The sequence below is a fragment of the Mycolicibacterium gilvum genome (assembly GCF_900454025.1).
Taxonomy (GTDB): Bacteria; Actinomycetota; Actinomycetes; order Mycobacteriales; family Mycobacteriaceae; genus Mycobacterium; species Mycobacterium gilvum.
The window spans coordinates 1,152,105-1,177,870 of sequence record NZ_UGQM01000001.1 but is presented as its reverse complement, the minus strand read 5'-3'; the positions used below and the strand labels follow the sequence as shown (position 1 = coordinate 1,177,870).

The following is a 25,766-nucleotide window of genomic DNA, read 5'->3' as shown; positions in this document are numbered from 1 at the left end:
AGGCCGACTACGTCTGTGTGCTCAGCACGAACGCCAGATAGCCGAGATACGCCGCGACCATCATCCCGCCCTCCATCCGCGACACCCGCCGGCCCGACAGGAAGATCGGGATGCACGCCAGCCCCACGACGACCATCACCGGGATGTCGATGCGGACCAGACCCTCGGTCAGCGCCAACCCTCCCGCCGGCACCAGGCAGGTGATCCCCAGGATCAGCAGGATGTTGTAGATGCTGCTGCCGATCAGGTTGCCGATCGCGATGTCGCGGTCACCGCGCAGGGTGGTCATCACGGTGGTCACCAGCTCGGGCGCCGACGTCCCGATCGCGACCACGGTCAGGCCGATCAACGCATCGGTAACCCCGAACTGCCGGGCCATCCCGACGGCGCCGTCGACCAGCCAGTCGGCACCGATCACCACCACCACGATCCCGCCGACCGTCATGGCCACGTGCGTCGCCGTCCGCCGCCGGACCTCGGTCGTCGTCGCGACAGGCTCCGGGGCGAACTCGGAGGCGAACTCGGCGGCGATCGCCCGGGATTCGCGACGAGCCGACCAGATCACCGCGGCGGTGTAACCGACGGCCGCGGTGACCAGGATGCCCCCGTCGAGTCGCGACAGATTGCCGTCGGCGGCCAGGCCCCAGAACAGCAGCGCCGCGACGGCCATCATGGGCAGCTCGAACCGGATGGTGCGCATCGCCAGCGCCAGCGGCACCAGCAGCGCGCTCAAGCCCAGGATCAGCAGGATGTTGACGACGTTGGTGCCGGCGATGTTGCCGACCGCGAGCGCACCACTGCCGTCGGCCGCCGACACCACCCCCACCGCCAGCTCGGGCATGCTGGTCCCGATCGACACCACGGTCAGTCCGATGATGATCGGGCTGATACCCAGCCGGGCCGCCACCTCGGCCCCACCCCTGACCATGACCTCTGCGCCGGCGATCACCGTCAGCAGCCCGACCACGAACCACAGCGCGTTCATCAGCATCCCGGGCAGATTATCTGCTCGGTCGCGCATCGTCCGCGCAGCCCCGGAGCACGAAAAAGCCCCCGCCCTCTGTCGAGGAGCGGGGGCCTTTCCGTGGACTGACTTGCTGCGGCCTACCGGTAGTCGGAGTAGCCGTAGTCGTCGAGCGGCACCGCGGCGCCGGTCGCCTGGCCGAAGTCCGGGCTGTAGTACTGATCCTCGTAAGACGGGATCGTGTACGCGGCCGCACGTGCTTCTTCGGTCGGCTGAACCTGGATGTTGCGGTACCGGTTGATGCCGGTGCCGGCCGGGATCAGCTTGCCGATGATCACGTTCTCCTTCAGACCCTGCAGCTTGTCGCTGCGGCAGTTGATCGCCGCATCGGTCAGCACGCGGGTGGTCTCCTGGAACGACGCCGCCGACAGCCACGAATCGGTGGCCAGCGACGCCTTCGTGATACCCATCAGCACCGGACGGCCGGCCGCGGGCTCGCCGCCCTCGGCGACCACCCGACGGTTCTCCGTCTCGAACTCGCCACGCTCGGTCAGCGAGCCGGGCAGGAACTCCGTCGCACCCGAATCGATGATCGTGACGCGACGCAGCATCTGCCGGACGATGACCTCGATGTGCTTGTCGTGGATCGACACACCCTGGGCGCGGTAGACCTCCTGGACCTCCTTGACGAGGTGGATCTGCACCTCGCGGGGGCCCTGGACGCGCAGCACCTCGTGCGGGTCCGCCGAGCCTTCCAGCAGCTGCTGGCCGACCTCGACGTGGTCGCCGTCGGTGAGCAGACGCTCGGAGCCGTCGTCGTGCTTGAACACCTTCAGGCGCTGACGACGCGAGAGCTTGTCGTACACGACCTCTTCGCCCCCGTCGTCGGGAACGATGGTGATCTTGTAGAACTTGTCGCTCTCCTCCAGCCGGATCCGGCCGGAGACGTCGGCGATCGGGGCCCGGTTCCGCGGAATGCGGGCCTCGAACAGCTCCTGCACGCGGGGCAGACCACCGACGATGTCGGCACCGCCGGTGACGCCACCCTGGTGGAAGGTACGCATGGTCAGCTGCGTGCCGGGCTCACCGATGGACTGCGCGGCGACGATACCGACGGCCTCGCCGATGTCGACGAGCTTGCCGGTGGCCATCGAGCGGCCGTAGCACATCGCGCACACGCCGGTGCCGGTGGCGCAGGTCAGCACGGAGCGGACCTTCACCTCGGTGATGCCGGCGGCCAGCAGCGCATCGATCGCCGGGTCACCGAGATCGTGACCACGCTCGACGACAACGTTGCCGTTGGCGTCGACCGCGTCGGTGGCCAGCGTCCGCGCGTAGGCGGACGTCTCGATGTGCTGATCACGCAGCAGCTGATCGCCCTGCAACTCGGCCAGCGTGACCGTGATGCCGCGCTCGGTCTCACAGTCGGTCTCGCGCACGATGACGTCCTGCGACACGTCGACCAGACGACGGGTCAGGTAACCGGAGTCGGCGGTACGAAGTGCGGTGTCCGCCAAGCCCTTACGTGCGCCGTGGGTGTTGATGAAGTACTCCAGCACCGTCAGGCCCTCGCGGAACGAGGACTTGATCGGACGCGGGATGAACTCACCCTTCGGGTTGGTCACCAGACCCTTCATGCCGGCCAGCGTCCGCGTCTGGGTGAAGTTACCCGTCGCGCCCGAATCCACAATCGTGATGATCGGGTTGTCCTTCGGGTAGTGCGAGCGCAGCGCCTGACCGACCTCTTCGGTCGCGTCCTGCCAGATCTTCACCAACGCTTCGTTGCGCTCGCCCTTGTCGAGCTTGCCGCGCTGGTACTGCTTCTCGATGCTGTCGGCAGCCGCCTCGTAGCGCTCGAGGATCTCCTGCTTCTCCGGCGGAACGAGCACGTCGGCCATCGACACGGTGACACCCGAGCGGGTGGCCCAGTAGAAGCCGGCGTCCTTGAGCTTGTCGACGGTCTGCGCGACGACGATCATCGGGTAGCGCTCGGCCAGATCGTTGATGATCGCGGCCTGCACCTTCTTGTGCATCTGCTTGTTGACGAACGGGTAGCCCCGCGGCAGCAGCTCGTTGAAGAGCACACGGCCCAGAGTGGTCTCCGCCGTCCAGGCGTCGCCCATGTTCCAGCCGTCGGGGAACCGCTCGGCCTCGATCTCGGCGGGCGGACGCAGCTGCGTCAGCCGAACCCGGATCTTGGCGCGCACGCTCAGCGCACCGCGGTCCATCGCCATGATGGCCTCGGCCGGGCTGCTGTACACACCGGACTCCGGCTGATCCTTGGCGGCCGGGGTGAATTCACCCTTGTCGCCCTCGATCTCGGTGGTCAGGAAGTACAGACCGGTGACCATGTCCAGACGCGGCATGGCCAGCGGACGGCCCGACGCCGGCGACAGGATGTTGTTCGAGGACAGCATCAGGATGCGGGCCTCGGCCTGCGCCTCCGCGGACAGCGGAAGGTGCACGGCCATCTGGTCGCCGTCGAAGTCGGCGTTGAACGCCTCACACACCAGCGGGTGCAGCTGGATGGCCTTGCCCTCCACCAGCTGCGGCTCGAAGGCCTGGATGCCGAGGCGGTGCAGCGTCGGTGCACGGTTCAGCAGCACCGGGTGCTCGGAGATGACCTCTTCGAGGACGTCCCACACCTGCGGACGCTGGCGCTCGACCATGCGCTTGGCGCTCTTGATGTTCTGCGCGTGGTTCAGGTCGACCAGACGCTTCATCACGAACGGCTTGAACAGCTCCAGGGCCATCAGCTTCGGCAGACCACACTGGTGCAGCTTCAGCTGCGGGCCGACCACAATGACCGAGCGGCCCGAGTAGTCGACGCGCTTGCCGAGCAGGTTCTGGCGGAACCGGCCCTGCTTGCCCTTGAGCAGATCGGACAGCGACTTGAGCGGGCGGTTGCCCGGCCCGGTCACCGGACGGCCGCGACGGCCGTTGTCGAACAGCGCGTCCACCGACTCCTGAAGCATGCGCTTCTCGTTGTTGACGATGATCTCGGGCGCGCCGAGGTCGATCAGTCGCTTGAGACGGTTGTTGCGGTTGATCACGCGGCGGTACAGATCGTTGAGATCCGACGTCGCGAAGCGGCCACCGTCGAGCTGGACCATCGGGCGCAGCTCCGGCGGGATCACCGGGACGGCGTCGAGGACCATGCCCATCGGCGAGTTCCGGTTGGTCTGGAACGCCGCGACGACCTTGAGTCGCTTGAGCGCACGCAGCTTCTTCTGGCCCTTGCCGTTCTTGATGGTGTCGCGCAGCGAATCGGCCTCGGCGTCGATGTCGAAGGTCTCGATGAGCTTCTTGATCGACTCCGCGCCCATGGCGCCTTCGAAGTACTCGCCGTAGCGGTCCTGCAGCTCGCGGTAGAGCAGCTCGTCGACGATCAGCTGCTTGGGAGCCAGCTTGGTGAACGTCGTCCAGATCTCGTCGAGCCGGTCCAGCTCACGCTGGGCCCGGTCGCGCAGCTGACGCATCTCGCGCTCGCCGCCGTCGCGCACCTTGCGGCGCACGTCGGACTTCGCGCCCTCTTCCTCGAGCTCCTTCATGTCGGCTTCGAGCTTCTGCGCCCGCGCCTCCAGGTCGGCGTCGCGCTGATCCTCGATGGCCTTCTTCTCGACGACCATCTCGGCCTCGAGCGTCGAGAGCTCGTTGTGGCGCATCTCGTCGTCGACCGCGGTGATCACGTAGGCCGCGAAGTAGATGATCTTCTCGAGATCCTTCGGGGCCAGGTCGAGCAGGTAGCCCAGACGCGAGGGCACGCCCTTGAAGTACCAGATGTGCGTGACGGGTGCGGCCAGCTCGATGTGGCCCATCCGCTCACGGCGCACCTTGGCCCGGGTCACCTCGACGCCGCAGCGCTCACAAATGATGCCCTTGAACCGGACGCGCTTGTACTTGCCGCAGTAGCACTCCCAGTCGCGAGTCGGTCCGAAGATCTTCTCGCAGAACAGGCCGTCCTTTTCCGGCTTCAGCGTGCGGTAGTTGATGGTCTCCGGCTTCTTGACCTCGCCGAAGGACCAGTTGCGGATGTCGTCCGCGGTCGCGAGACCGATGCGGAGTTCATCGAAGAAGTTGACGTCTAGCACGTAACTCCCTTTCCCCTTGCGGGTGTTGAAACTTAACTACGGGGCGAGTTCAGGCGAGATCAGGCGAGATCTTCGACAGAGGCGGATTCGTTGCGGGACAGGTTGATTCCGAGGTTGGCAGCAGCGCGCTCCAGGTCCTCGTCGTCTCCGTCACGCATTTCGATCGCCGCACCGTCCGAGGACAGGACCTCGACGTTGAGGCACAGCGACTGCAGCTCCTTGAGAAGCACCTTGAACGACTCCGGGATACCGGGTTCGGGGATGTTCTCGCCCTTGACGATGGCCTCGTAGACCTTCACGCGACCGACGGTGTCGTCGGACTTGATCGTCAGCAGCTCCTGCAGCGTGTAGGCCGCGCCGTAGGCCTGCATGGCCCAGCACTCCATCTCGCCGAAACGCTGACCACCGAACTGCGCCTTACCACCGAGCGGCTGCTGGGTGATCATCGAGTACGGACCGGTCGAACGCGCGTGGATCTTGTCGTCGACCAGGTGGTGCAGCTTCAGGATGTACATGTAGCCGACCGTCACCGGGTACGGGAACGGTTCGCCACTGCGGCCGTCGAACAGCACCGCCTTGCCGTCGGAGTTGACCATCGTCTCTCCGTCGCGGTTCGGCAGCGTCGCGCCGAGCAGGCCCTGCAGCTCACCTTCCTGCGCACCGTCGAACACCGGGGTCGCCACGATGCTGTCCGCCGGGGCCGACAACATGTGCTCGGGCAGCTTGGCTGCCCACGCGGGAACCTCGGTCGAGCCGTCCGCTCCATCACTGGCAAGCCGGATATTCCAACCCGCCTTGGCAACCCACCCGAGGTGGGTCTCCAGGATCTGGCCGATGTTCATACGACGCGGCACACCGTGGGTGTTCAGGATGATGTCCACCGGGGTGCCGTCCGGGAGGAACGGCATGTCCTCGACGGGCAGGATCTTGCCGATGACGCCCTTGTTGCCGTGGCGTCCGGCGAGCTTGTCGCCGTCGGAGATCTTGCGCTTCTGGGCCACGTAGACGCGGACCAGCTCGTTGACACCGGCCGGCAGCTCGTCGTCGTCCTCGCGCGAGAACACGCGGATGCCGATGACCTTGCCGGACTCACCGTGCGGAACCTTCAGCGACGTGTCGCGGACCTCGCGGGCTTTCTCACCGAAGATGGCGCGCAGCAGGCGCTCCTCGGGGGTCAGCTCGGTCTCGCCCTTCGGCGTGACCTTGCCGACCAGGATGTCGCCGTCGCGGACCTCGGCGCCGATGCGGATGATGCCGCGCTCGTCGAGATCTGCCAGCACCTCATCGGAGACGTTCGGGATGTCCCGGGTGATCTCCTCGGCGCCCAGCTTGGTGTCGCGGGCATCGATCTCGTGCTCTTCGATGTGGATCGAGGTCAGCACGTCCTCTTCAACCAGGCGGTTGGACAGGATGATCGCGTCCTCGTAGTTGTGACCCTCCCACGGCATGATCGCGACGAGCAGGTTCTTGCCCAGCGCCATCTCACCGTTCTCGGTGCACGGACCGTCGGCGAGAACCTGACCGGTCTCGACGCGCTGCCCGGCGTCCACGATCGGGCGCTGGTTGGCGCACGTGCCGTGGTTGGAGCGGGCGAACTTGCGCATCCGGTAGGTGTGCCGGGTGCCGTCGTCGGCCATCACGGTGATGTAGTCGGCGGAGACCTCCTCGACCACGCCGGCCTTGTCGGTGACGACAACGTCGCCGGCGTCGATCGCGGCACGCAGTTCCATGCCGGTACCGACCAACGGCGCCTCGCTGCGGACCAGCGGAACCGCCTGGCGCTGCATGTTCGCACCCATCAGGGCGCGGTTGGCGTCGTCGTGCTCGAGGAACGGGATCATCGCCGTCGCGACCGACACCATCTGGCGCGGCGAGACGTCCATGTAGTCGACCTCGCTCGCCGAGACGAACTCGACCTCGCCGCCCTTACGGCGGACCAGGACGCGCTCCTCCTCGAAACGACCGTCACCGTCGAGCGGCGAGTTGGCCTGCGCCACGACGTGGCGGTCCTCCTCGTCGGCGGTCAGGTAGTCGATCTGATCGCTGACGACGCCGTCGACGACCTTGCGGTACGGGGTCTCGATGAAGCCGAACGGGTTGACCCGCGCGTACACCGACAGCGAGCCGATCAGGCCGATGTTCGGGCCTTCCGGGGTCTCGATCGGGCACATGCGGCCGTAGTGGCTGGAGTGCACGTCGCGAACCTCGAGGCCGGCACGCTCACGAGACAGACCACCGGGGCCCAGCGCCGACAGGCGGCGCTTGTGGGTCAGGCCCGACAGCGGGTTGTTCTGATCCATGAACTGCGAGAGCTGGCTGGTGCCGAAGAACTCCTTGATCGCCGCCACGACGGGACGGATGTTGATCAGGGTCTGCGGCGTGATCGCCTCGACGTCCTGGGTGGTCATGCGCTCACGCACGACACGCTCCATGCGGGACAGGCCCACGCGGATCTGGTTCTGGATCAGCTCGCCCACGGTGCGCAGACGACGGTTGCCGAAGTGGTCGATGTCGTCGACCTCGACGGGCACCTCGGAGCCGCCGGGCGCGGTCATCGTCTGGTCACCCTGATGCAGGCGGACCAGATACTCGATGGTCGCGACGACGTCCTCTTCGGTCAGCGTCGAGCTGGTGATCGGCTGACCGACGTTGAGCCCGAGCTTCTTGTTGACCTTGTAGCGGCCGACGCGGGCCAGGTCGTAGCGCTTCTCCTTGAAGAACAGGTTCTCCAGCAGGGTCTGCGCGGACTCCTTGGTCGGCGGCTCGCCCGGGCGCAGCTTCCGGTAGATGTCGAGCAGCGCCTCATCGGTGCCGGCGGTGTTGTCCTTCTCCAGCGTGCTCATCATGATCTCGGAGAAGCCGAAGCGCTCCACGATCTGCTCGTTGGTCCAGCCGAGCGCCTTGAGCAGCACGGTGACGGGCTGACGGCGCTTGCGGTCGATGCGCACACCGACGGTGTCGCGCTTGTCGACGTCGAACTCCAGCCACGCGCCGCGGCCGGGGATGACCTTGACGCTGTGCAGCGTCTTCTCGGTGGACTTGTCGATCGACTCGTCGAAGTACACACCAGGCGACCGGACCAGCTGGCTCACGACGACACGCTCGGTGCCGTTGATGATGAAGGTGCCCTTTTCGGTCATCATCGGGAAGTCACCCATGAAGACCGTCTGGCTCTTGATCTCGCCGGTGTTGTTGTTGATGAACTCGGCCGTGACGAACAGCGGAGCCGCGTACGTCATGTCCTTGTCTTTGCACTCATCGACCGGGGCCTTGACCTCGTCGAAGCGCGGATCGGAGAACGACAGCGACATCGAGCCGGAGAAGTCTTCGATCGGCGAGAGCTCTTCGAGTACCTCCTGCAGACCGCCCTTGGGGTCTACATCTCCGCGGTCCACAGCACGCTGGAACCAATCCTCGGCACCAATCAGCCACTCGAACGATTCGGTCTGAACGTCGAGAAGCCCCGGAACCTCGAGAGGCTCACGGAGCTTGGCGAAAGAAATTCTATTTGGTGCTCCGGGAACGGAGTTGTTAGTGGTTGACTCGATCTGGCGGGACCCTGCCAAGATGCATCCTTCCAGCACCTCACGCGACTCTGCCGAAACCCGGATACCGGTATCTGCTTTGCCGCTTATCTGCGTCGGTTCGGCTGGCGTGACCAGGCCTATTTCGAACACACGGCACGCGTCTAGATCTCTGAGCAGGACTCAGACAGGATCACAGCGTTTGTGCGAATGAGGATGGGCAGGGCGCAGCCAGCGCAACGTCCAACGATAGCGCACGGCCACGTATTCCTCAAGTGTTTCTCACCCCAAGAGGCAGGCCTGTGTGCTACGGAACTGCGGACGCTGGCTGGCGGCCCTCAACGATGTCATCCGTGTACACATTGCTGGCCAATAGATTGGCCCGCTTTCGCCCGTCCGTCAAGAGATAACGCGGTGTTTGGGCGGCCAATTCCGGCGGATTCGCCGATTTGCGCCTCCGGACCGGCATCGGTGTCGGCGCAGGTGGCGAAGTCGATTCCGAACAGGATCATCGATCCCGCGGTGAACAGCCGGTCGATGAACGTCAGCTTCTCGGCGGGACCGGGCAGTACCCGTGCGGTCGCGACGCCGCTGGCCGTCTCGATGCTCAAGGTGGCGTTCGGCGCACCGTAGAAGCCCGACGCCGACGTTGCTGTGAACATGTCGTCGAGCCATCCCGCGCTGATCAGCTCGGCCGCCCGGGCGTTCGCCGGCTTCGGCCAGCCGGTGACGAGGTTCATCGCCACCTGCACGAACACGTTGCCGCCGGTCATTGCGTCGCCGTGGGAGCTGTCGTCGAGCTTGACGCCGTTGAAGCCGCCGGGTCGCCAGGTCTCCATCGCGGTGTTCGTCGTCCCGGACATGTTCCAGAAGTAGGAGCGTGCGGCGAGGTTGTAGATCGGGAAGTCCAGCGGCAGCCTCTCCAGCGCCCGCGGGGTGACGTCGCCGAACCCGACGCCGTCGAGCATCACCACCCCGGCGAGCCGGTCGAACGCACCGTTGCCGGTCATCGCGGCGGCCGCACCGGCGGCGAGACCGCCTCCCGCCGAGTGGCCGATCAGGGCGACCTTGTCCACTCCGTCCAGGAGGGCGCCGGCGTATCCGGCCGCCACCGCGCTGTCACCGAGCGCGCTGTTGCCGTCGCCGAACAGGTCCGCCACGGCCCGGTGCATCGGGGTCCCGCCCACCCAGCATCCGTCGCAGGCCAGGAAGTTGGAGGTCAGCGAGGTGGTGACGACGATGCTGTGGGTCGCCTCCGCCAGGCGGGCGGCGGTGAAGCTGTAGAACGGTCCGGCCGCCATGAAACCGTGCTGGAAGTAGATCAGCCGGGTGGGCGTCGGCCCGTCGGGCACGTACCAGTCGGCGGGAACCTCGTAGCCGTCGCCGCAGTCGATCGTCAGCGTTGAGCTGCGCACTGTCACCGTGCTGTTCGGCGGCAGGATCGGCGGGCCGCCCAGGACGCGCAACGCGACCGAGTAGATGTTGAAGACGACGGCGCCCAGCACGCTGAGCAGCGTCTGCCGCCGCGGCGGGGTCGCCGCTTCTGACGCCGACGCACGCGCGACATGGGCCTCGATCGGCGTGGTCGTCGTCGCCGGCACCAGGACTGCAGCAACGGGTTCCTCGACCGCGACAGTCGATGCGGGCTGATCGACGACGGCTGGAACCTCGACCGCCGGAACCTCGACGTCGGCTTGCGGTTCCTCGACGTCGGCCACCTCGTCGGCCTCGTCGGCGTCCACCGCGACGTCCGTGTCGAGGTCCGCCTCGGTAGCGGCATCGTCGCGATCGTCAGTCTCGTCGGGTTCGTCGTCGAGGTCCTGCACGACGTCCTCGACGGAGTCGGGCGCCTCGGTCTCGTCGGGCGTCTCGTCGGCCTTCTCCCCGCGCGGATCGGCCGGCTTCTCGGACACACGCTCCGACCCGGACGTGTCTGACGTCTCTGACGTCGCTGACGTGCTCGAGGCGGTGTCGGGCGAGGCGACCGCCACCCCGGCCCCGGTCAGGACCGCCGTCGACATGCCGGCGGCGAGCACCCCGGCCCCGATCAGAACCGACAGCCGATCGCCCATCTCAGACCCCTTCAGGCCACTCGACGACTGTGGGGCCTGTGCACACGAATCGCGTTGTTCGCGTGCACAGGCCCCACAGTCGAGAAAAGAGCTACTTAGCGCTCGCCCGCCACCGGGATGCGCCCGGTGGGCGTCTCGTCGTCGTGACGTGCGTGGTGCGCGGTGGTCCCGTCGCTGTAGCCGTCCGGGTACGGCTGGGTCTGCTGCGTGTTTTCGAGGTCGGCGCGGATCGCCTCCTGCGCGGCCGGCGGCAGCGTGTGCATGATCTCGCGGACGCGAGCCTGACGACGACCGACCGCCTTGCGCTCGGGCATACCCGGGGTCGCCATGACCTGCGGCGGCACACCCTCGATCTCCTCGGTACCGCCGTCGTGGTGACCGGCGTCGACCATGGCCTGCTCTTCGGCCATCGTCGACTCGTCCTTCTCCTCGGACATGCCGATCGGGCCGATACGACGACCGTTGAGGAACTGCTTGACGACGGGCTCGTCGGAGGTCAGGAGAACCTCGCGCGGGCCGAACATCACCAGGTGCTTGCGGAACAGCATGCCCATGTTGTCGGGCACGGTGCGGGCGATGTTGATGTTGTGCGTCACGATCAGGATCGTGCAGTCGATCTGGGCGTTGATGTCGATCAGCAGCTGCGACAGGTAGGCCGTACGCACGGGGTCCAGACCGGAGTCCGGCTCGTCGCAGAGGATGATCTGCGGATCGAGCACCAGCGAGCGGGCCAGGCCGGCGCGCTTGCGCATACCGCCGGAGATCTCGCCGGGGAACTTGTCCTCGTCGCCGCCCAGACCGACGAGGTCCAGCTTCTCCATCACGATCTTGCGGATCTCGGATTCCTTCTTCTTCGTGTGCTCACGAAGCGGGAACGCCGTGTTGTCGTAGAGGCTCATGGAGCCGAACAGCGCGCCGTCCTGGAACATCACGCCGAACAGGGTGCGGATCTCGTAGAGCTCCTTGGCCGAGCACTCGATGATGTTGGTGCCGTCGACGACGATCTTGCCGCGCTCGGGGCGCAGCAGACCGATCAGGGACTTCAGGAACACCGACTTGCCGGTACCCGACGGTCCGAGCAGCACGCTGACCTCGCCAGCGGGCAGGTCGAAGGTGACGTCCTCCCAGATTCGCTGGGACCCGAAGGACTTGGTCAGTCCCTCAACCTGAATACCGATGCCCACGCGAATTCCTCCCGCCAAGAGCGACACAACCGAAAAAGCCAGACCACAGCTCTCTCGCCTGTGGCTTGAGTCACTGTAACCTACCTGCCCCTGCCGCCACACACGGACCACAGAGACAACTGTGGGGCCGGTCTGTTTGCCAGACCGACCCCACAGCTTGGTGGTGCGAACTACTTGACGGTGACCGATGCGCCGGCAGCCTCGAGCTTGGCCTTGGCGTCCTCGGCGGCCTCCTTGTTGACCTTCTCCAGCAGCGGCTTGGGGGCGCTGTCGACGAGGTCCTTGGCTTCCTTGAGGCCCAGACCGGAGACGATCTCGCGGACGACCTTGATGACGCCGATCTTCTTCTCGCCGGCGCCTTCGAGGATGACGTCGAACTCCGACTGCTCCTCGGCGGCCTCGGCGGCGCCACCACCGGCGGCGGGGCCGGCGGCGGCAACGGCGACCGGGGCCGCAGCGGTGACGTCGAAGGTCTCTTCGAACTGCTTCACGAACTCAGAGAGCTCGAGCAGGGTCATTTCCTTGAACGCGTCGAGCAGTTCGTCGGTGGACAGCTTGGCCATGGTGATGGTCCTTCCTTGTTACTTCTTTGGGTGGTTTATGCGGCGTCGGAGTTTTCCGCGCCGGACTTCTTTTCCTGCAGAGCTGCGGCCAGGCGGGCGACCTGGGACGCGGGAGCTGCGAACAGCGCCGCGGCCTGGGACTGCTTCGCCTTGAGGGCGCCGGCGAACTTGGACAGCAGCACCTCGCGCGACTCCAGGTCGGCGATCCGCTCGACCTCGGAGACGCTCAGGGCGCGTCCGTCCATGTAGCCGCCCTTGACGACCAACGCCTTGTTGTCCTTGGCGAACTTCTTGAGCGCCTTGGCAGCGTCGACCGGCTCACCCTCGATGAACGCGATCGCGGTCGGTCCGACGAAGAGCTCGTCGAGCCCCTCGATGCCGGCTTCCGCTGCGGCGCGCTTCACCAGGGTGTTCTTGGCGACGGTGTAGGTCGTCGACGAACCCAGTGACCTACGCAGCTCGGCAAGATTGGACACCGTCAGGCCGCGGTACTCGGTGACGACGGTGGCCGTCGACTCCTTGAACTTCTCGGCGATGTCGGCGACCGCGGTGGCCTTGTCAGCCTTGGCCATGCTTGCCTCCTCGTGATGGTTGGGTTGCCCACCAACCGACGGAAACGAGGGGCCGGAAAACACGAACGCCCCGACGCAACAGGTCGGGGCGCACTTCTCACAAGTACTGAGCACGTCGGGACGTACTGGCCTCGTCCTCCTGCGTGGGCCGCCGGGATGATCCCGGACCTTCAACCGACTTCGCATGCGCTGAAGGAGTTAGATCCTCTTCGCGCAAGCGCTCATCGGTGACCGACGGTCTTCGGTGGAACCGGGCCAGAATAGCCCGTCATCCACCGATCAGCCAAAACGGCCGTGATGGGCGGCCAGCGCGGCCGCGCCGACCAGACCTGCGTCGCCGCCGAGTTCGGCCGCGACCACCTGCAGGCCCCGGAGGAAGTCCAGCCCCGCATAGGTCTGCAGCGATGCGCGCAGGGGGTCGAACAACAGCGCCCCGGACTTCGCGACCCCGCCGCCGACCACGACGAGGTCGAGGTCGCACACGGCCGCCACCGACGCGATCGTGCGCGCGACGGCGTCGGCACCCCGGGCGAACGCGCGCAGTGCGACCTCGTCACCGCCGGCGGCGTCCTCGGCGAGCTGACGGGCGTCGGCCCCCGCCCAGCCGTGGGTGCGGGCCCAGCGCGCCAGATGGGGACCCGACGCGACCGTCTCGACGCAACCGCGGCCACCGCAGGTACATGCGTCGCCGTCGGGTTCGACGACGACGTGGCCGACATGTCCGGCGTTTCCGGTCCTGCCGTGAAACGGCGCGCCGTCGAGGACGAGTCCGCCGCCGATACCGGTCGACACCACCATCCTCAGCAGGGATCGTCGGCCTCTGCCCGCGCCGCGCCACCACTCGCCCATCGCCATGCACAGGCCGTCCCCGCCGAGGTACGCCGGCAGGCCGGTCGCCGTCTCGACGCGCTCGACGATCGGGAACCGGTGCCACTCGGTGATGTTGATCGGGCTGACGGTTCCGGCGGGAACGTCGACGGGGCCGGCCGACGCGATGCCCACCGCGCCGATGGTCGCCTCGGCGGCCGACCGGACGTCGGTCAACAATGACGCGACGGCGGCCCAGAGAATTTCGGGGTCCCCGTCGGGGGTCGGGGTCTGCGCGCGGTGCACGAGGTTGCCGTCGGCGTCGACGAGACCCGCGGCGAGCTTGGTTCCGCCGATGTCGAGAGCCAAGGTGAGTGCGCTCATGCCGATCAGTGCCGGTGGGTGTTGTCGGGCTGCCGCGGATCCCCCGGATGCTCGTACCCGCCGGCGAGCGTGACCAGCGCGGCGCACCGTGCGTCCAGCCACCGCCGGTATTCGCGCCGACGGGCGGCGGCCAGCAGATGCGCGCGGATCAGCGGGAGCACGTCGTCGAACTGGGGAGGCGACGACGGACCGCGCCACGTGCCGGGGCGCGCGTCCCCGCGGGCGAATCGGTAGGGGTTGCGGTGGTGGTAGTCGGCGACGGCGTCGTCGCCGACCTGTACCTCGGAGGTGACGCCGGCATAGACGGCGCGGCCGTGCGGGGTGGCCAGGGTGGCGGCCGCGACGCTGCCGAGTTCGCGGTAGCCGACCTCGTCGAGCAGCAGGTCCTGCGCGGACGGGGCCGGGTCGGTGCCCGGGGACGCAGCGACGATCCGCTCGGCGACGAGCACCTGGGTGAGCCAGCGGCGCAACTGCCTCGCCTCGGCGGTTCCGGGTCTCGGGAGCGCGTGCGCTCGGTCGCCCGCCCTGAGTCGGTCCTCGCGGGCGTCGACCTCGGCGACCGTGATCACGTCCGCCCCGACGGTGGCGGCCCACGCGGTCACGGTCGCACCACCACGGGCACCGACGGCGAGTACAGCAGTTCCCCGGCGCACGCGACCCGGATCAGGGCCCACCACCGGCCGGGCGGGGTGCCGGCGGGCGGGGCGACCTCGAAATCGAGAGGGAGACTCCCCTGCGCCGGCAGAGCCCCGCCGAGGATGTTGGGCCGCAACCACTCCCATGTCCCCCACGGTGAGATCAGGTGCGCCTCGACGGTCAGATCGGCATGGGCGGCGCTGCCCACGACCACGCCGAGCGGAGCGACCTCTCCGGCAGCGACCTGCACCGCGCGCGGTTCGGCGACCCAGTGCACGAGCGGGTCGTCCTGTTCACCGATCGAGATCACGGCGACGTCCTCGACGGTCTGGTGCCAGGACGCCGGGATCTCGCCGCCGGCCAGCGCCAGTTCGGCACGCACCGGATAGTGGCCGGGCGCCACGTCGGCAGGCACGCGCACCTCGACCGCCGACTCCAGGTACTCCCCCGGCGGCACCACGAACGGCAGTTCGCCGACACCGAGGTCCCATCCGGGCGGCGCGACGAGCCGGACCCGTCCGTGCAGTGCGGTGTCGGTCGCGTCGCTCGCGACCGTCAGCCGCAGCGTCACGACCTCGCTGCCGACGGCCCGGAGCCGATGCGGGTGCAGGTGGGCGACGGCGGGCAGCCCGCCCAACGGTGCCGGGCCCCGGTTGTGCAACCAGTAGCGGGCGTAGAGCGGCTGCACGGGTTCGGCGTCGGGAGCCAGCGCCACCTGCTCGGCGTTGCGTATCCGCGGGAAGTTCAATTCCGTTCGCAGCGTGGCGATGTCGTAACCCGTCAGGTGCGCGCTGCGGTGGGGCCCGCGGAGGGGTTCTTCGATCAGGTTCAGCCGCTGCGGCGCCGCGATGTGCCGTAGCCCTGATTGCACGGACACGTGCGCGTCCCGTCCGAGGGTCTCCACGACACGCACGGTGATCCCGTCGTCGGGGCCGGCGCGGCGAGCGCTGCCGCGGGCGGTCGGATTGCCGTTCGCCTTGAGTGCCGCCACCCGCACGTCGCGTTCGGGCGCCACATCGAGCAGGGAGCCCCACGCCGGCAGTCCGCCGCGGGAGGGGTCGTGCCTGGCGAGCACCGGCAGCAACGGTTGGTTGAATTCGGCTGCGCGAGAGGGCATCCGGAGGTCCCGCCAGTCGCCCTCGCCGGCGACGACGGCGTAGTCGAAAGTGTGGGTCCAGTGCTGCAACTGGAAGTTGGAGCCGTCGGGGGCGGTGCGCCGCGGCGGGTCGATCCAGGTGCCGGACGGCCAGCCGGTGCAGGACCTCATCAACGACGCGTTCAGGGTGCCGTCGACCTCGACCGCGAAACCCGGTACCCCGCGGTTGATCACGGCGACGCTGTAGGACTCGAAGTCTTCGTCGACCTCCTGGTCGACGAAGATCTCCGCGTCGGCGAGATCGTCGACCAGTGCGGCGACGGCCTCGTCGACGTCGCCGCCGGCGCCGACCACCAACACCGGTAGCGCGGTCGGTGCGCGCAGATCGGCACCGGGCACCCAGACGTCCCGTAGCGGACGCGCGGCCGGTATCCATCTCCGCCGATCGTGTTCGCCGTCGCCCAGAACCGTTGCAGTGAAAGAATTCTCGTTGACACCCCCGATGCTGATCCGCAGATCGGGCAGGTTTGAGTCGAAGGAGAGGTCGCCGTACCGCGGCGCATCGGCCGCGGTGCAGGTGGCGGTGACCCCGGCGCGGGCCAGCGCGGCGACGAGGTCGCGGACCGCGGATTCCGTGCCGGTGGGCGAGATCACCTCGACCACCGACACCGCGCGCACCGCGTCACCGCGGAACCTCACCCGCAGCGCACTGGACAGGCCGAACCATCCGAAGGCGGGATTGTCAAGGGTGTGGGGATGCACAGCGGCATCGACGGACTCGCCCGACTCCGGGTGGCGCAGGAGCGCGAACCCGCGCCCGATCACCGCGTCGCCGACCTCGCTGACGGGCATCGCGCCGGCGACCGGGCACGGCCAGCACAACCTCACGAGCCGGTCCGATGCGGTGAAGCCGTCGACGGTGGTGCGGCAGTCCAGCCGGTCGACGCCGTGCCAGAGCGTCAATGTCTGGGTGTAGGAGAGCACTCCGGGGATCTCGCCCTCGATGACGAGCCGTTCCCCGAGCGCGCTGCGGTACCCGCGCACGGAGAGGGCCGAGTGTTGCGAGGACGACGTCACCGGCCCCGTGGGCAGCAGGTGCCAGGGCCCCTCGCCGGCCACCGGGTGGGCCGGGTACTCGTCGTAGACGGCGAGTTCGTTGCCCACCCTGCCTTCTGCGATGAGCTCCCGACCGTCGGCCTGGAACGAACAGACCCCGCCGCCGCGGGCCGGATCCACCTGCACGCGGTACCGGCCGCCGGCGATCGCGTCGCCCTCCGACGGCTCCCAACCACTGTCGTGGCCGCCCGGCACGAAGGTGTAGGACTGCCATCCCAGCGACGGGACGTCGCGAGCCCGCCATGTCAGCGTCCGGCCGTCGTGTTCGGTCAGCACCGGCACGGCGTTGCCGTCCCTGTCGACCACCCCTCCGGGCCACGGCTCTTCGAGTCGTACGGTCACGATGTCGGAACGACTGTGCGACAACGGGTTCCACACCACCACCGACGCGTCCACCGCATCGGACAACAGCGTCAGGGCCTGGTCGCGGGCTGTCGTGCCGAGCTGCCACGCGTCACGCCACCCGGTGAGCAGGTCGAGGTAGACCTGGTCGGACTCCGATCCGGTGATGGCGTCGTGGTGGGCGCCGTAGGCCAGCTGAACCCAAGCCTTGGCCAGTGCCGCCTCCGGATACGTGGCCCCGGTCAGCGCCCCGACGAACACCGAGAACTGTTCGGCCTCCAGCGTGGCGTTCTCGGCGGCCCGGTTGGCCTGTTTGGTGTCGATGTAGGAGACGTCCTTGCCGGTGTAGATCGGGTTCATGTCCCGCGTCTGCGGCGATGCCGCGCCCCCGCGGGCGTCGAGTTCGGCGCGCACCGCGCCGAAAAACTCCCGGGGCAGCGCGCAGAGGAAGCGGGGCCACGTGTAGCGGGCGTTCCAGTCCCGGTGGATGTCGGTGACCCACTTGTTCGGGGGCGTGTAGTCGGTGCCGACGGGCAACAGCACGTTGCGGGTCAGTGCGACCTTCTTGAGTTGCGTGAAGAGCTCGAAGGTCGCGTCCTCGGCGTCCTGCAGGGTGGCCGAGGAGTCCATCCACCACCCCGCGGCGTAGTGCGCGGGCATGTAATGGGTCAGCAGTCCGCGGCCCGACGGCGCGATCCACTCGAACTCGCTGGCGAATTGCATGCGCCGCGGATCTCCCCCGTCGGCCATGGGTCCCCACTGATGGTGTGGGCCACGCGCCCACGAACTCGACGTCAGCCCGGCCTCGGCGGCCATCCCGGGGAACTGCGGGTCGTGGCCGAACACGTCGAGCTGCCATGCGGTCGCCGGTGCCGCGCCGAGTACGTCGCGCTGGAAACCGATGCCGTGCACGAAGTTCCGGATCGCGGTCTCCGGGCTGGTGAGGTTCGTGTTCGGCTCGTTGTAGGTACCGCCCATGATCTCGACGCGGCCCTCGGCGATCATCCTGCGGAGGTCTGCGCGCTCCCACGGGTGGGTGTCCCAGAACGGTTTGAGGTAGTCGACCTCGGCCAGCACGAACTTGTACTCGGGTTCCCGCCGCGCCATGTCGAGGTGGGCGCTGACCAGTTCGAAGCCGTTGGTCTGGCGGCACCGGCCGGGTGGGTCCTCGGTCCACGCGCTCGTGTACGCGGCCTGGGTGTTCCACCACACCGGGTCGTAGTGGAAATGGCTGACCATGAACATGGTCCAGCCCGGTTCGGCGTCGACGAACGCGAACGCCGCCGAACGGTCTCCGGCGACCACGGTCGCGTCCCGACGCCGCCCCGGGACGGCGTCGGCCACCTGAACGGACACCTCGACCGAGACGCCGCCGGGTTCGGCCATGGACTCGGTGACGGTGCGCAGTCCGGGCCCCTCCACGCGCACCGGTGTCGGCAGTGCGCAGTCACGGTAGGTCACCCGCACCACCTGCGTCGGCGCTTCCGGCGGTCCGGTGAACAGCTCCGTCGACGCGGCGGAGAGGACGTCCACGCCAGCACCCTACGGCGCGCACCCCCGGCCGTGTCGCGGATCGGAACCGGTGCGAGCCTGCATGTTCACAGCGATTTCCCAGCTTCGCGGCATCGGGCGCACCGGCTGTGATAAGATCTTGACAAGGGAACCAGTGAGGAACCCTGTCGATGAACGGAGACACCTTATGGCCGCCCCCTCCCGCATCCTCGCGCGATCTGCGGCGATGCTCGGAATCGCAAGTGTCGGCGCTGTCGGCGCCGTCGCGTTCATCAGTGTCGGCGCAGGCACCGCAGGTGCGGACGTCAAGACTATGCCGCCCCGGCCCATCGTGACGAGCCGCCAGGCATCGGAGAACTCCGTGGTCCGGATCAACGACATGGGCGCCGCACGGGGCATCTCGGAGGCGCGCCTCAGCGACACCCATGGGGTGGTGCACGCCCAGGGCGAGGTCCGCGACAGCGTCAAGGCGGTTCAGGGTTCGAAGTCCAGGCCGTTCCGGGGCATTTTCCCGTTGGGGCCGAAGATCGGCGAGTGGTGAGCTGAGCCGCGCTCAATCCCCGGCCGCGCGCGCGATGCGCCCGGCCACCACGCGCACCGCGTCCACGACCTCGCGCGGTTCGAGTACCTCGAAGTCACAGCCGGGCATCGCCAGCCACGGCACCATCCGCTGCGGATCGTCGGCTCCGACGGTGACGATGCACGCGTCGGGTCCGTCCGGTTCGACGTCCACCGACGCCGCCGGGAACACCTGCGCGACGACGTCGGCCGGGGCGCGGTAGCGCACGCGCGCGACATACGGGTACGGCGACGACGAGATGGCCCGGCGCACATAGGACGCGGCGTCGGGCGCCTCGCGCGAGGTGAAGGTCGTGCCGACCGCCTGAACGTCCGCCATCCGGTCCAGCCGCAGGCTGCGCCAGTCGTCGCGGTCGCGGTCGAAGCACATCAGATACCAGCGCCGTCCGGTCGTGACGAGCTGGTAGGGCTCCAGTCGGCGTGCGGTGACGTTGCCGCGCACGTCGGTGTAGCCGGCGGTGACGTGCTCGTGGTCGCCGCTGGCCCGGGCCAGCGTCATCAGCACCTCGGGCTCGACCGGGGTGTCGGTGGCGCCGGCGAGGGTCACCGTGGTGTCATGCACCGCGGCCACCTGCGAACGCAACCGCGACGGCATCACCTGGTCGAGCTTGCTCAGTGCGCGCAGCGCCGACTCGCCGACGCCGGCGACGCTGCCACCCGCCGCGACCCGCAGGCACACCGCCATCGCCACCGCTTCGTCCGGATCGAGCAGCAGCGGCGGGAGCGCTGCGCCGGCGCCGAGCTGATATCCCCCACCGTGGCCGGTGCTGGCGTGCACGGGATAGCCGAGTTCGCGCAGCCGGTCGATGTCGCGGCGCACGCTGCGGGTGGTCACCCCGAGCCGTGCGGCGAGCTCGTCACCGCTCCACACCCGCCGCGACTGCAGGAGGCCGAGCAGTTGGAGCACCCGGCCGGTCGTCTCGGACATGCCGCAAGTCTGCCGCACTTGTAGGACGGAAACTGTCCTAAAGGGGTGCGAAGGTGGGCACATGGGCAACAACCTCGTCTCCCTCCTCACCGATCAACTCGACTGGCACTGGACGCACCAACTGCGCCCCCGCCTGGCCGGGCTGACCGACGACGAATACTTCTGGGAGCCGGTGCCCGGCTGCTGGACGGTGCACCGCGACGGCACCGTCGACTTCGCCTATCCGCCACCGAAGCCCGAACCGGTGACGACGATCGCGTGGCGGCTGGCGCATCTGATCGTCGGCGTCCTGGGTGCGCGCACGCACTCACATTTCGGCGGGCCGCCCGCGGACTACGAGACGTGGAACTACGCGTCCGACGCGGACTCGGCGATGCGCCAGCTCGACGACGCGTATGCGGGCTGGATGACCGGGGTGCGCGGGCTCGACGACGCCGACCTGGCCAGACCCTGCGGCCCCGCGGAGGGCCCTTACGCCGCCGAGCCGATGACCGCCCTGGTTCTGCACATCAACCGGGAGATGATCCACCACGGAGCCGAGATCGCCCTGCTGCGTGACCTTTTCGCCCACACCAGCCACCGCTGACCGGAAACCCACCCGAAAGGAACCCGACACCATGCCCGCCATGCCACCACCCGTCGCCGACGAGCGCGCCGGCCTCAGGGAGTACCTCGCCGCACAGCAGTATGCGTTCCATGCCATCGCGTTCGGGCTCACCGACGAGCAGGCCCGCTCGACACCGTCGGTCAGCGCCCTGTCGATCGGCGGACTGATCAAACACGTCACCCACTGCCAGCGCGGCTGGATGGAGCGGGTCGCCGCCGCACCGGAGCTGTGCGAGAGCGATCGCCGCCCGATGGAGGATCAGGCCGACGAGTACGGCGACCAGTTCGTGATGCGTGCGGACGAGACGCTGACCGACATCCTCACGGCGTTCCAGCGCCAGAACGACGAGACGATCCGACTCCTGGAGTCGGCCGATCTCGGTGCGGCAGTGCCGATTCCACAGCACGTGCCGTGGTTTCCCAAGGACGTGCCCGCCTGGTCGGTGCGCTGGGTGTTCTTCCACATGATCGAGGAACTGGCCCGGCACGCGGGTCAGGGCGACATCGTCCGCGAGAGCATCGACGGCGCAACGCTGTACGAGCTGGTGGCCGGCCTGGAGGGTTGGCCCGCGACGGAGTGGCTCACGCCGTTCACGCCGGCGCAGCCCTGACCCCGCCGGTCAGCGCAGCACGAGGCGCAGCGCGTGGTCGACCACGACGTCGAGATCGTCGCCGAGATTGCCGGCCAGCCACTGCTGGGCCAGTTCGGCCATCGCGCCGGTGTACATCGCGGCGCCAATGGTCGCGGCCACCGGGTCGCTGTCGGGTTGCAGCCGCCAGCCCTCGGTCAGCACGGCCTCGCGGAGTAGATCCTGGGTGGCGGCGCGCCGCGCAATCAGCACCGGGTTGGACCGCGCGTCGGTGAACAGCACCCTGCCGCGGCGCGGGTCAGCGGAGCTGAAGTGCAGCACCGCGGCCATACCGGCGCGGGTGCGGGCCCGCAGTGAGTCGTCGGCGTGGTCCATCGCGTCGGCGACCACCTCCGCGAGCTCCGCGCTCACCCGGTCGTAGACCGCACCGAGCAGGTCGTCGGTGTCGCCGAAGCTCTCGTAGAAGTAACGCGTGTTCAGACCGCACTCCCGCGACACCGACCGCACCGACACCGCGGACTCGCCGCCGTCGCCGAAGAGCCGGTACGCGGCGTCGACCAGGAGCGCGCGACGCTCGGCCCGGCGGTCGGTCAGCGGCACGCCCGCCCACCGGGTCGGATTGGCCGCACTGGTCATCGCTACAGCGTAAGCCGTGCCGATGCAGATCTGGCCACATCTGTAGCCAGCGTTCGCCTCGCGCACGCTGTGAGCCACTGCACACACTTTTTCCCTTGCGCGCGGCTTTTGAGACACTGCAACACATGAGTTCCACCCAGAAAAACCAGCGAACACCACACCGCGCGGTTGCCAGGTTGGACCGTGTCCCGCTGCCCATGGAGGCGGCCCGCATCGGAGTCACCGGCTGGCAGATCACCCGCACCGGTGGTCGCGTTCTGTCGTCGCTGACCACCCGCGGAAATCTGCAGCAGAAGGTCGTCAGGCAGATCCCGAAGGCCTTCGCCGACCTCGGGCCCACCTACGTGAAGTTCGGCCAGATCATCGCCTCGAGCCCCGGGGCCTTCGGCGAACCGCTCAGCAGGGAGTTCCGCGGGCTGCTCGACCGGGTTCCGCCCGCCGACACCGACGCCGTCCACAAACTGTTCCGTGAGGACCTCGGCGACGAGCCGCAGAACCTGTTCAAGTCGTTCGACGAGAAGCCCTTCGCGTCCGCGTCGATCGCCCAGGTGCACTACGCGACGCTGCACTCCGGTGAAGAGGTCGTCGTCAAGATCCAGCGTCCCGGGATCCGCCGCCGTGTCGCCGCCGACCTGCAGATCCTCAAGCGCGGCGCCCGCCTGGTGGAGTTCGCCAAGCTCGGACAGCGCCTCTCCGCACAGGACGTCGTCGCCGATTTCGCCGACAACCTCGCCGAAGAGCTCGATTTCCGGTTGGAAGCTCAGTCGATGGACGCCTGGGTCGCCCACATGCACGCGTCCCCGCTGGGACAGAACATCCGGGTGCCACAGGTGTACTGGGATCTGACCAGCGAGCGGGTGCTGACGATGGAACGCATCACCGGTGTGCGCATCGACGACGTCGCCGCGATCCGCAAGAAGGGCTTCGACGGCGAGACGCTGGTCAAGGCGCTGCTGTTCAGCGTGTTCGAGGGCGGTCTGCGGCACGGCCTGTTCCACGGGGACCTGCACGCGGGCAACCTGTACGTCGACGATGACGGCAAGGTCGTGTTCTTCGACTTCGGGATCATGGGCCGCATCGACCCTCGGACGCGCTGGCTGCTGCGCGAACTCGTCTACGCCCTGCTGGTCAAGAAGGATCACGCCGCCGCGGGCAAGATCGTGGTGTTGATGGGGGCGGTCGGCACGGTGCGCCCGGAGGCCGAGGCGGCCCGGGACCTGGAGAGGTTCGCCACCCCGTTGACGCTGAAGTCGTTGGGCGACTTGAGTTATGCCGAGATCGGCAAGCAACTGTCGGCCCTGGCCGACGCCTACGACGTGAAGCTGCCCCGCGAGCTCGTGCTGATCGGCAAGCAGTTCCTCTACGTGGAGCGCTACATGAAACTGCTCGCCCCGAAGTGGCAGATGATGAGCGATCCGGCGCTGACCGGGTACTTCGCGAACTTCATGGTGGAGGTCTCGCGCGAGCACGACGGAGAGTTGGACACCTAGTGCAGATCCGCACGGGCACCGCACCCTCGGGTGAACTGGAGATCCACTACGAGGACATGGGCGACCGCAACGATCCCGCCGTCCTGTTGATCATGGGCCTCGGTGCGCAATTGTTGTTGTGGCGCAAGGGTTTCTGCGAGAAGCTCATCGACCAGGGTCTGCGCGTCATCAGGTTCGACAACCGCGACGTCGGCCTGTCGAGCAAGCTCACCGGCCACCACGCGGGGGCTCCGCTGCTACCGCGGATGGCGCGCTCACTCGCCGGCCTGCCCAGCCCCGCGCCCTACACGCTCGAAGACATGGCAGACGACGCCGCCGCCCTGCTCGACCATCTCGAGATCGACCGGGCGCACATCGTCGGCGGTTCGATGGGCGGGATGATCGCCCAGGTGTTCGCGGCGCGCCATCACCCCCGCACCAGGACCCTCGGGGTGATCTTCTCCAGCAACAACCAGGCCGCACTGCCTCCGCCCGGACCGCGTCAACTCGCCGCAATCCTGCAGCGGCCCAAAGGGTCGACCCGGGACGCGATCGTCGACAACGCGGTCCGTGTCTCGCGGATCATCGGCAGCCCCGGCTACCCCGCACCGATGGAGCGTCTGCGCACCGACGCGATCGAGGGTTTCGACCGCAGCTACTACCCCGCCGGGGTCGGCAGGCACTTCGCGGCGATCCTCGGCAGCGGCAGTCTGCGCCGCTACGACCGCCAGATCACCGCTCCGACGGTCGTGATCCACGGCAAGGCAGACAAGCTGATGCGGCCGTCCGGCGGCCGGGCGATCGCGCGGGCCATTCCCGGGGCCCGGTTGGTGCTGTTCGACGGGATGGGGCACGACCTGCCCGAACCGCTGTGGGACGACATCGTCGGCGAGCTCAAGACCACATTCGCCGAAGCGCCCTGACGGCGGATTGGATCGTTCGACCGGGCGGACGCTAGTCTGAGGCTTTCAGGACGCGTGTTTGCAGAAGGGCGAGCGGCGTCTTCGGTACCGTCATCCACATCTGACAACGACGGTCCACGACTACCAGCGCGAAGCAGGGAAACTATGTCTGACAACTCCACCGGCACGAAGGATATGACTCCTCATTTCGAGGACATCCAGGCTCACTACGATCTGTCGGACGACTTCTTCGGCGTGTTCCAGGATCCGACCCGCAAGTACAGCTGCGCGTTCTTCACCGGACCGAACGCGACGCTGTCGGAAGCCCAGATCGCCAACGTCGACCAGCATCTCGACGCGCTGGACCTCAAGCCCGGGATGACGCTGCTGGAGGTGGGTTGCGGCTGGGGCCTGACGCTGCAGCGCGCGATGGAGAAGTACGACGTCAACGTCATCGGCCTGACGCTGTCGAAGAACCAGAAGGCGTACTGCGACCAGCTGCTGGGCAAGCTCGACTCCGAGCGCACCTTCGACGTCCGGCTGGAGGGCTGGGAGCAGTTCCACTCCCCCGTGGACCGCATCGTCTCCATCGAGGCGTTCGAGCACTTCGGATTCGAGCGCTACGACGACTTTTTCAAGATGTGCTTCGACGTGCTGCCCGAGGACGGCCGGATGACGATCCAGAGCAGCGTCGGCTACCACCCTTACGACCTCGCAGAACGCGGGAAGAAGCTGACCTTCGAGCTGGCCCGGTTCGTGAAGTTCATGATCACCGAGATCTTCCCCGGCGGCCGCATCCCGACCACCCAGATGATGGTCGAGCACGGCGAGAAGGCCGGCTTCGTGGTGCCGCCGCCGCTGTCGCTGCGCAACCACTACATCAAGACCCTCGGCATCTGGGCCGACCGCCTCGAGGCCAGCAAGGACGAGGCGATCGCCGCCACCGATGAGGAGAACTACGAGCGGTACATGCGCTACCTCAAGGGGTGCCAGTACTACTTCATCGACGAGTCCATCGACGTCAGCCTGGTCACCTACCTGAAGCCGGCCGTCGCCGCCTGACCCCGATCGACACCCGATCGACGAAGAATCCCCCGCACGCCTGAATGCGGGGGATTCTCCATGATGGCCCTGAGGCCAAAGCCTGAACGAGGCTCTGCGGCGATTATCGCTGCCCGGACCGTCACCGCACG

At 67.9% G+C, this 25,766-nt stretch carries 18 protein-coding genes; 6 read left to right on the top strand and 12 right to left on the bottom strand.

All coding sequences use genetic code 11. The annotated features are described in order from the left end of the window. Positions 1-7: 7 nt before the first annotated feature. The 10 genes from DYE23_RS05475 to DYE23_RS05430 form a co-directional block, all read right to left on the bottom strand. Positions 8-991: a calcium/sodium antiporter gene (locus tag DYE23_RS05475; protein WP_041788159.1), complete on the bottom strand. Its 984-nt coding sequence runs from the start codon at positions 989-991 to the stop codon at positions 8-10. 113 nt (positions 992-1,104) lie between these two features. After that, positions 1,105-5,055: a DNA-directed RNA polymerase subunit beta' gene (locus DYE23_RS05470; protein ID WP_011895919.1), complete on the bottom strand. Its 3,951-nt coding sequence runs from the start codon at positions 5,053-5,055 to the stop codon at positions 1,105-1,107. A gap of 59 nt (positions 5,056-5,114) precedes the next feature. Then, positions 5,115-8,639 (bottom strand): DNA-directed RNA polymerase subunit beta, encoded by a 3,525-nt coding sequence (gene rpoB / locus DYE23_RS05465; protein ID WP_011895920.1) that lies wholly within the window; start codon positions 8,637-8,639, stop codon positions 5,115-5,117. Between the two features lie 287 nt (positions 8,640-8,926). Beyond that, positions 8,927-10,651, bottom strand: a complete 1,725-nt coding sequence (locus DYE23_RS05460; RefSeq protein ID WP_115326720.1) for a hypothetical protein — start codon at positions 10,649-10,651, stop codon at positions 8,927-8,929. A 95-nt stretch (positions 10,652-10,746) separates the two neighbouring features. Beyond that, the gene (locus DYE23_RS05455) at positions 10,747-11,835 is read right to left on the bottom strand and encodes an ABC transporter ATP-binding protein (protein WP_011895922.1); all 1,089 of its coding nucleotides are present in this window, start codon (positions 11,833-11,835) and stop codon (positions 10,747-10,749) included. A gap of 170 nt (positions 11,836-12,005) precedes the next feature. Further along, positions 12,006-12,398, bottom strand: a complete 393-nt coding sequence (gene rplL / locus DYE23_RS05450; RefSeq protein ID WP_011895923.1) for a 50S ribosomal protein L7/L12 — start codon at positions 12,396-12,398, stop codon at positions 12,006-12,008. Between the two features lie 35 nt (positions 12,399-12,433). Beyond that, on the bottom strand, positions 12,434-12,970 hold the full coding sequence (gene rplJ, locus DYE23_RS05445) for a 50S ribosomal protein L10 (RefSeq protein WP_013472734.1): 537 nt from the start codon (positions 12,968-12,970) through the stop codon (positions 12,434-12,436). A 279-nt stretch (positions 12,971-13,249) separates the two neighbouring features. Continuing rightward, positions 13,250-14,161 carry an ROK family protein gene (locus DYE23_RS05440; RefSeq protein WP_115326719.1) on the bottom strand — a complete coding sequence of 304 codons (912 nt, stop codon included), beginning with the start codon at positions 14,159-14,161 and terminating at the stop codon, positions 13,250-13,252. Between the two features lie 5 nt (positions 14,162-14,166). Next, positions 14,167-14,763, bottom strand: coding sequence for a DUF7158 domain-containing protein (locus DYE23_RS05435; protein WP_115326718.1), 597 nt, complete (start codon positions 14,761-14,763; stop codon positions 14,167-14,169). Beyond that, positions 14,760-18,884: a glycoside hydrolase family 38 N-terminal domain-containing protein gene (locus DYE23_RS05430; protein WP_115326717.1), complete on the bottom strand. Its 4,125-nt coding sequence runs from the start codon at positions 18,882-18,884 to the stop codon at positions 14,760-14,762. Before DYE23_RS05430 ends, DYE23_RS05435 begins: the two co-directional genes overlap by 4 nt. Positions 18,885-19,050: 166 nt before the next feature. Between DYE23_RS05430 and DYE23_RS05425 the strand changes: the two genes are divergently transcribed. After that, positions 19,051-19,404 carry a hypothetical protein gene (locus tag DYE23_RS05425; RefSeq protein ID WP_115326716.1) on the top strand — a complete coding sequence of 118 codons (354 nt, stop codon included), beginning with the start codon at positions 19,051-19,053 and terminating at the stop codon, positions 19,402-19,404. 12 nt (positions 19,405-19,416) lie between these two features. On the opposite strand, the gene DYE23_RS05420 is transcribed toward DYE23_RS05425, so the two are convergent. After that, positions 19,417-20,370 carry a helix-turn-helix transcriptional regulator gene (locus tag DYE23_RS05420; RefSeq protein ID WP_115326715.1) on the bottom strand — a complete coding sequence of 318 codons (954 nt, stop codon included), beginning with the start codon at positions 20,368-20,370 and terminating at the stop codon, positions 19,417-19,419. A gap of 61 nt (positions 20,371-20,431) precedes the next feature. On the opposite strand from DYE23_RS05420, the gene DYE23_RS05415 reads away from it, so the two are divergent. Together DYE23_RS05415 and DYE23_RS05410 are read left to right on the top strand one after the other, a co-directional pair. Next, entirely contained in the window at positions 20,432-20,956 is a 525-nt protein-coding gene (locus DYE23_RS05415; RefSeq protein WP_115326714.1) for a DinB family protein, read from the top strand. Between the two features lie 31 nt (positions 20,957-20,987). Continuing rightward, a complete protein-coding gene (locus DYE23_RS05410; RefSeq protein ID WP_115326713.1) occupies positions 20,988-21,587 on the top strand; it encodes a DinB family protein in 600 nt (199 codons plus the stop codon). A 9-nt stretch (positions 21,588-21,596) separates the two neighbouring features. On the opposite strand, the gene DYE23_RS05405 is transcribed toward DYE23_RS05410, so the two are convergent. Further along, positions 21,597-22,202 carry a TetR/AcrR family transcriptional regulator gene (locus DYE23_RS05405; RefSeq protein ID WP_115326712.1) on the bottom strand — a complete coding sequence of 202 codons (606 nt, stop codon included), beginning with the start codon at positions 22,200-22,202 and terminating at the stop codon, positions 21,597-21,599. A 125-nt stretch (positions 22,203-22,327) separates the two neighbouring features. On the opposite strand from DYE23_RS05405, the gene DYE23_RS05400 reads away from it, so the two are divergent. The 3 genes from DYE23_RS05400 to DYE23_RS05390 all read left to right on the top strand — a co-directional run bounded on the left by DYE23_RS05400 (position 22,328) and on the right by DYE23_RS05390 (position 25,635). Beyond that, on the top strand, positions 22,328-23,692 hold the full coding sequence (locus tag DYE23_RS05400; protein ID WP_115326711.1) for an ABC1 kinase family protein: 1,365 nt from the start codon (positions 22,328-22,330) through the stop codon (positions 23,690-23,692). Continuing rightward, complete coding sequence (locus tag DYE23_RS05395) at positions 23,692-24,594, top strand: alpha/beta fold hydrolase (RefSeq protein WP_115326710.1); 903 nt, start codon at positions 23,692-23,694, stop codon at positions 24,592-24,594. Before DYE23_RS05400 ends, DYE23_RS05395 begins: the two co-directional genes overlap by 1 nt. Before the next feature lie 144 nt (positions 24,595-24,738). Then, positions 24,739-25,635: a cyclopropane mycolic acid synthase family methyltransferase gene (locus DYE23_RS05390; RefSeq protein WP_115326709.1), complete on the top strand. Its 897-nt coding sequence runs from the start codon at positions 24,739-24,741 to the stop codon at positions 25,633-25,635. Positions 25,636-25,766: the final 131 nt, after the last annotated feature.

Excerpts from the sequence above, each read along its gene's own strand:
- DYE23_RS05475 (WP_041788159.1), bottom strand. The coding sequence starts at position 991 with ATGCTGATGAACGCGCTGTGGTTCGTGGTCGGGCTGCTGACGGTGATC.
- DYE23_RS05460 (WP_115326720.1), bottom strand. The coding sequence starts at position 10,651 with ATGGGCGATCGGCTGTCGGTTCTGATCGGGGCCGGGGTGCTCGCCGCC.
- rplL (WP_011895923.1), bottom strand. The coding sequence starts at position 12,398 with ATGGCCAAGCTGTCCACCGACGAACTGCTCGACGCGTTCAAGGAAATG.
- rplJ (WP_013472734.1), bottom strand. The coding sequence starts at position 12,970 with ATGGCCAAGGCTGACAAGGCCACCGCGGTCGCCGACATCGCCGAGAAG.
- DYE23_RS05440 (WP_115326719.1), bottom strand. The coding sequence starts at position 14,161 with ATGAGCGCACTCACCTTGGCTCTCGACATCGGCGGAACCAAGCTCGCC.
- DYE23_RS05425 (WP_115326716.1), top strand. The coding sequence starts at position 19,051 with ATGGCCGCCCCCTCCCGCATCCTCGCGCGATCTGCGGCGATGCTCGGA.
- DYE23_RS05420 (WP_115326715.1), bottom strand. The coding sequence starts at position 20,370 with ATGTCCGAGACGACCGGCCGGGTGCTCCAACTGCTCGGCCTCCTGCAG.
- DYE23_RS05415 (WP_115326714.1), top strand. The coding sequence starts at position 20,432 with ATGGGCAACAACCTCGTCTCCCTCCTCACCGATCAACTCGACTGGCAC.
- DYE23_RS05410 (WP_115326713.1), top strand. The coding sequence starts at position 20,988 with ATGCCCGCCATGCCACCACCCGTCGCCGACGAGCGCGCCGGCCTCAGG.
- DYE23_RS05405 (WP_115326712.1), bottom strand. The coding sequence starts at position 22,202 with ATGACCAGTGCGGCCAATCCGACCCGGTGGGCGGGCGTGCCGCTGACC.
- DYE23_RS05400 (WP_115326711.1), top strand. The coding sequence starts at position 22,328 with ATGAGTTCCACCCAGAAAAACCAGCGAACACCACACCGCGCGGTTGCC.
- DYE23_RS05390 (WP_115326709.1), top strand. The coding sequence starts at position 24,739 with ATGTCTGACAACTCCACCGGCACGAAGGATATGACTCCTCATTTCGAG.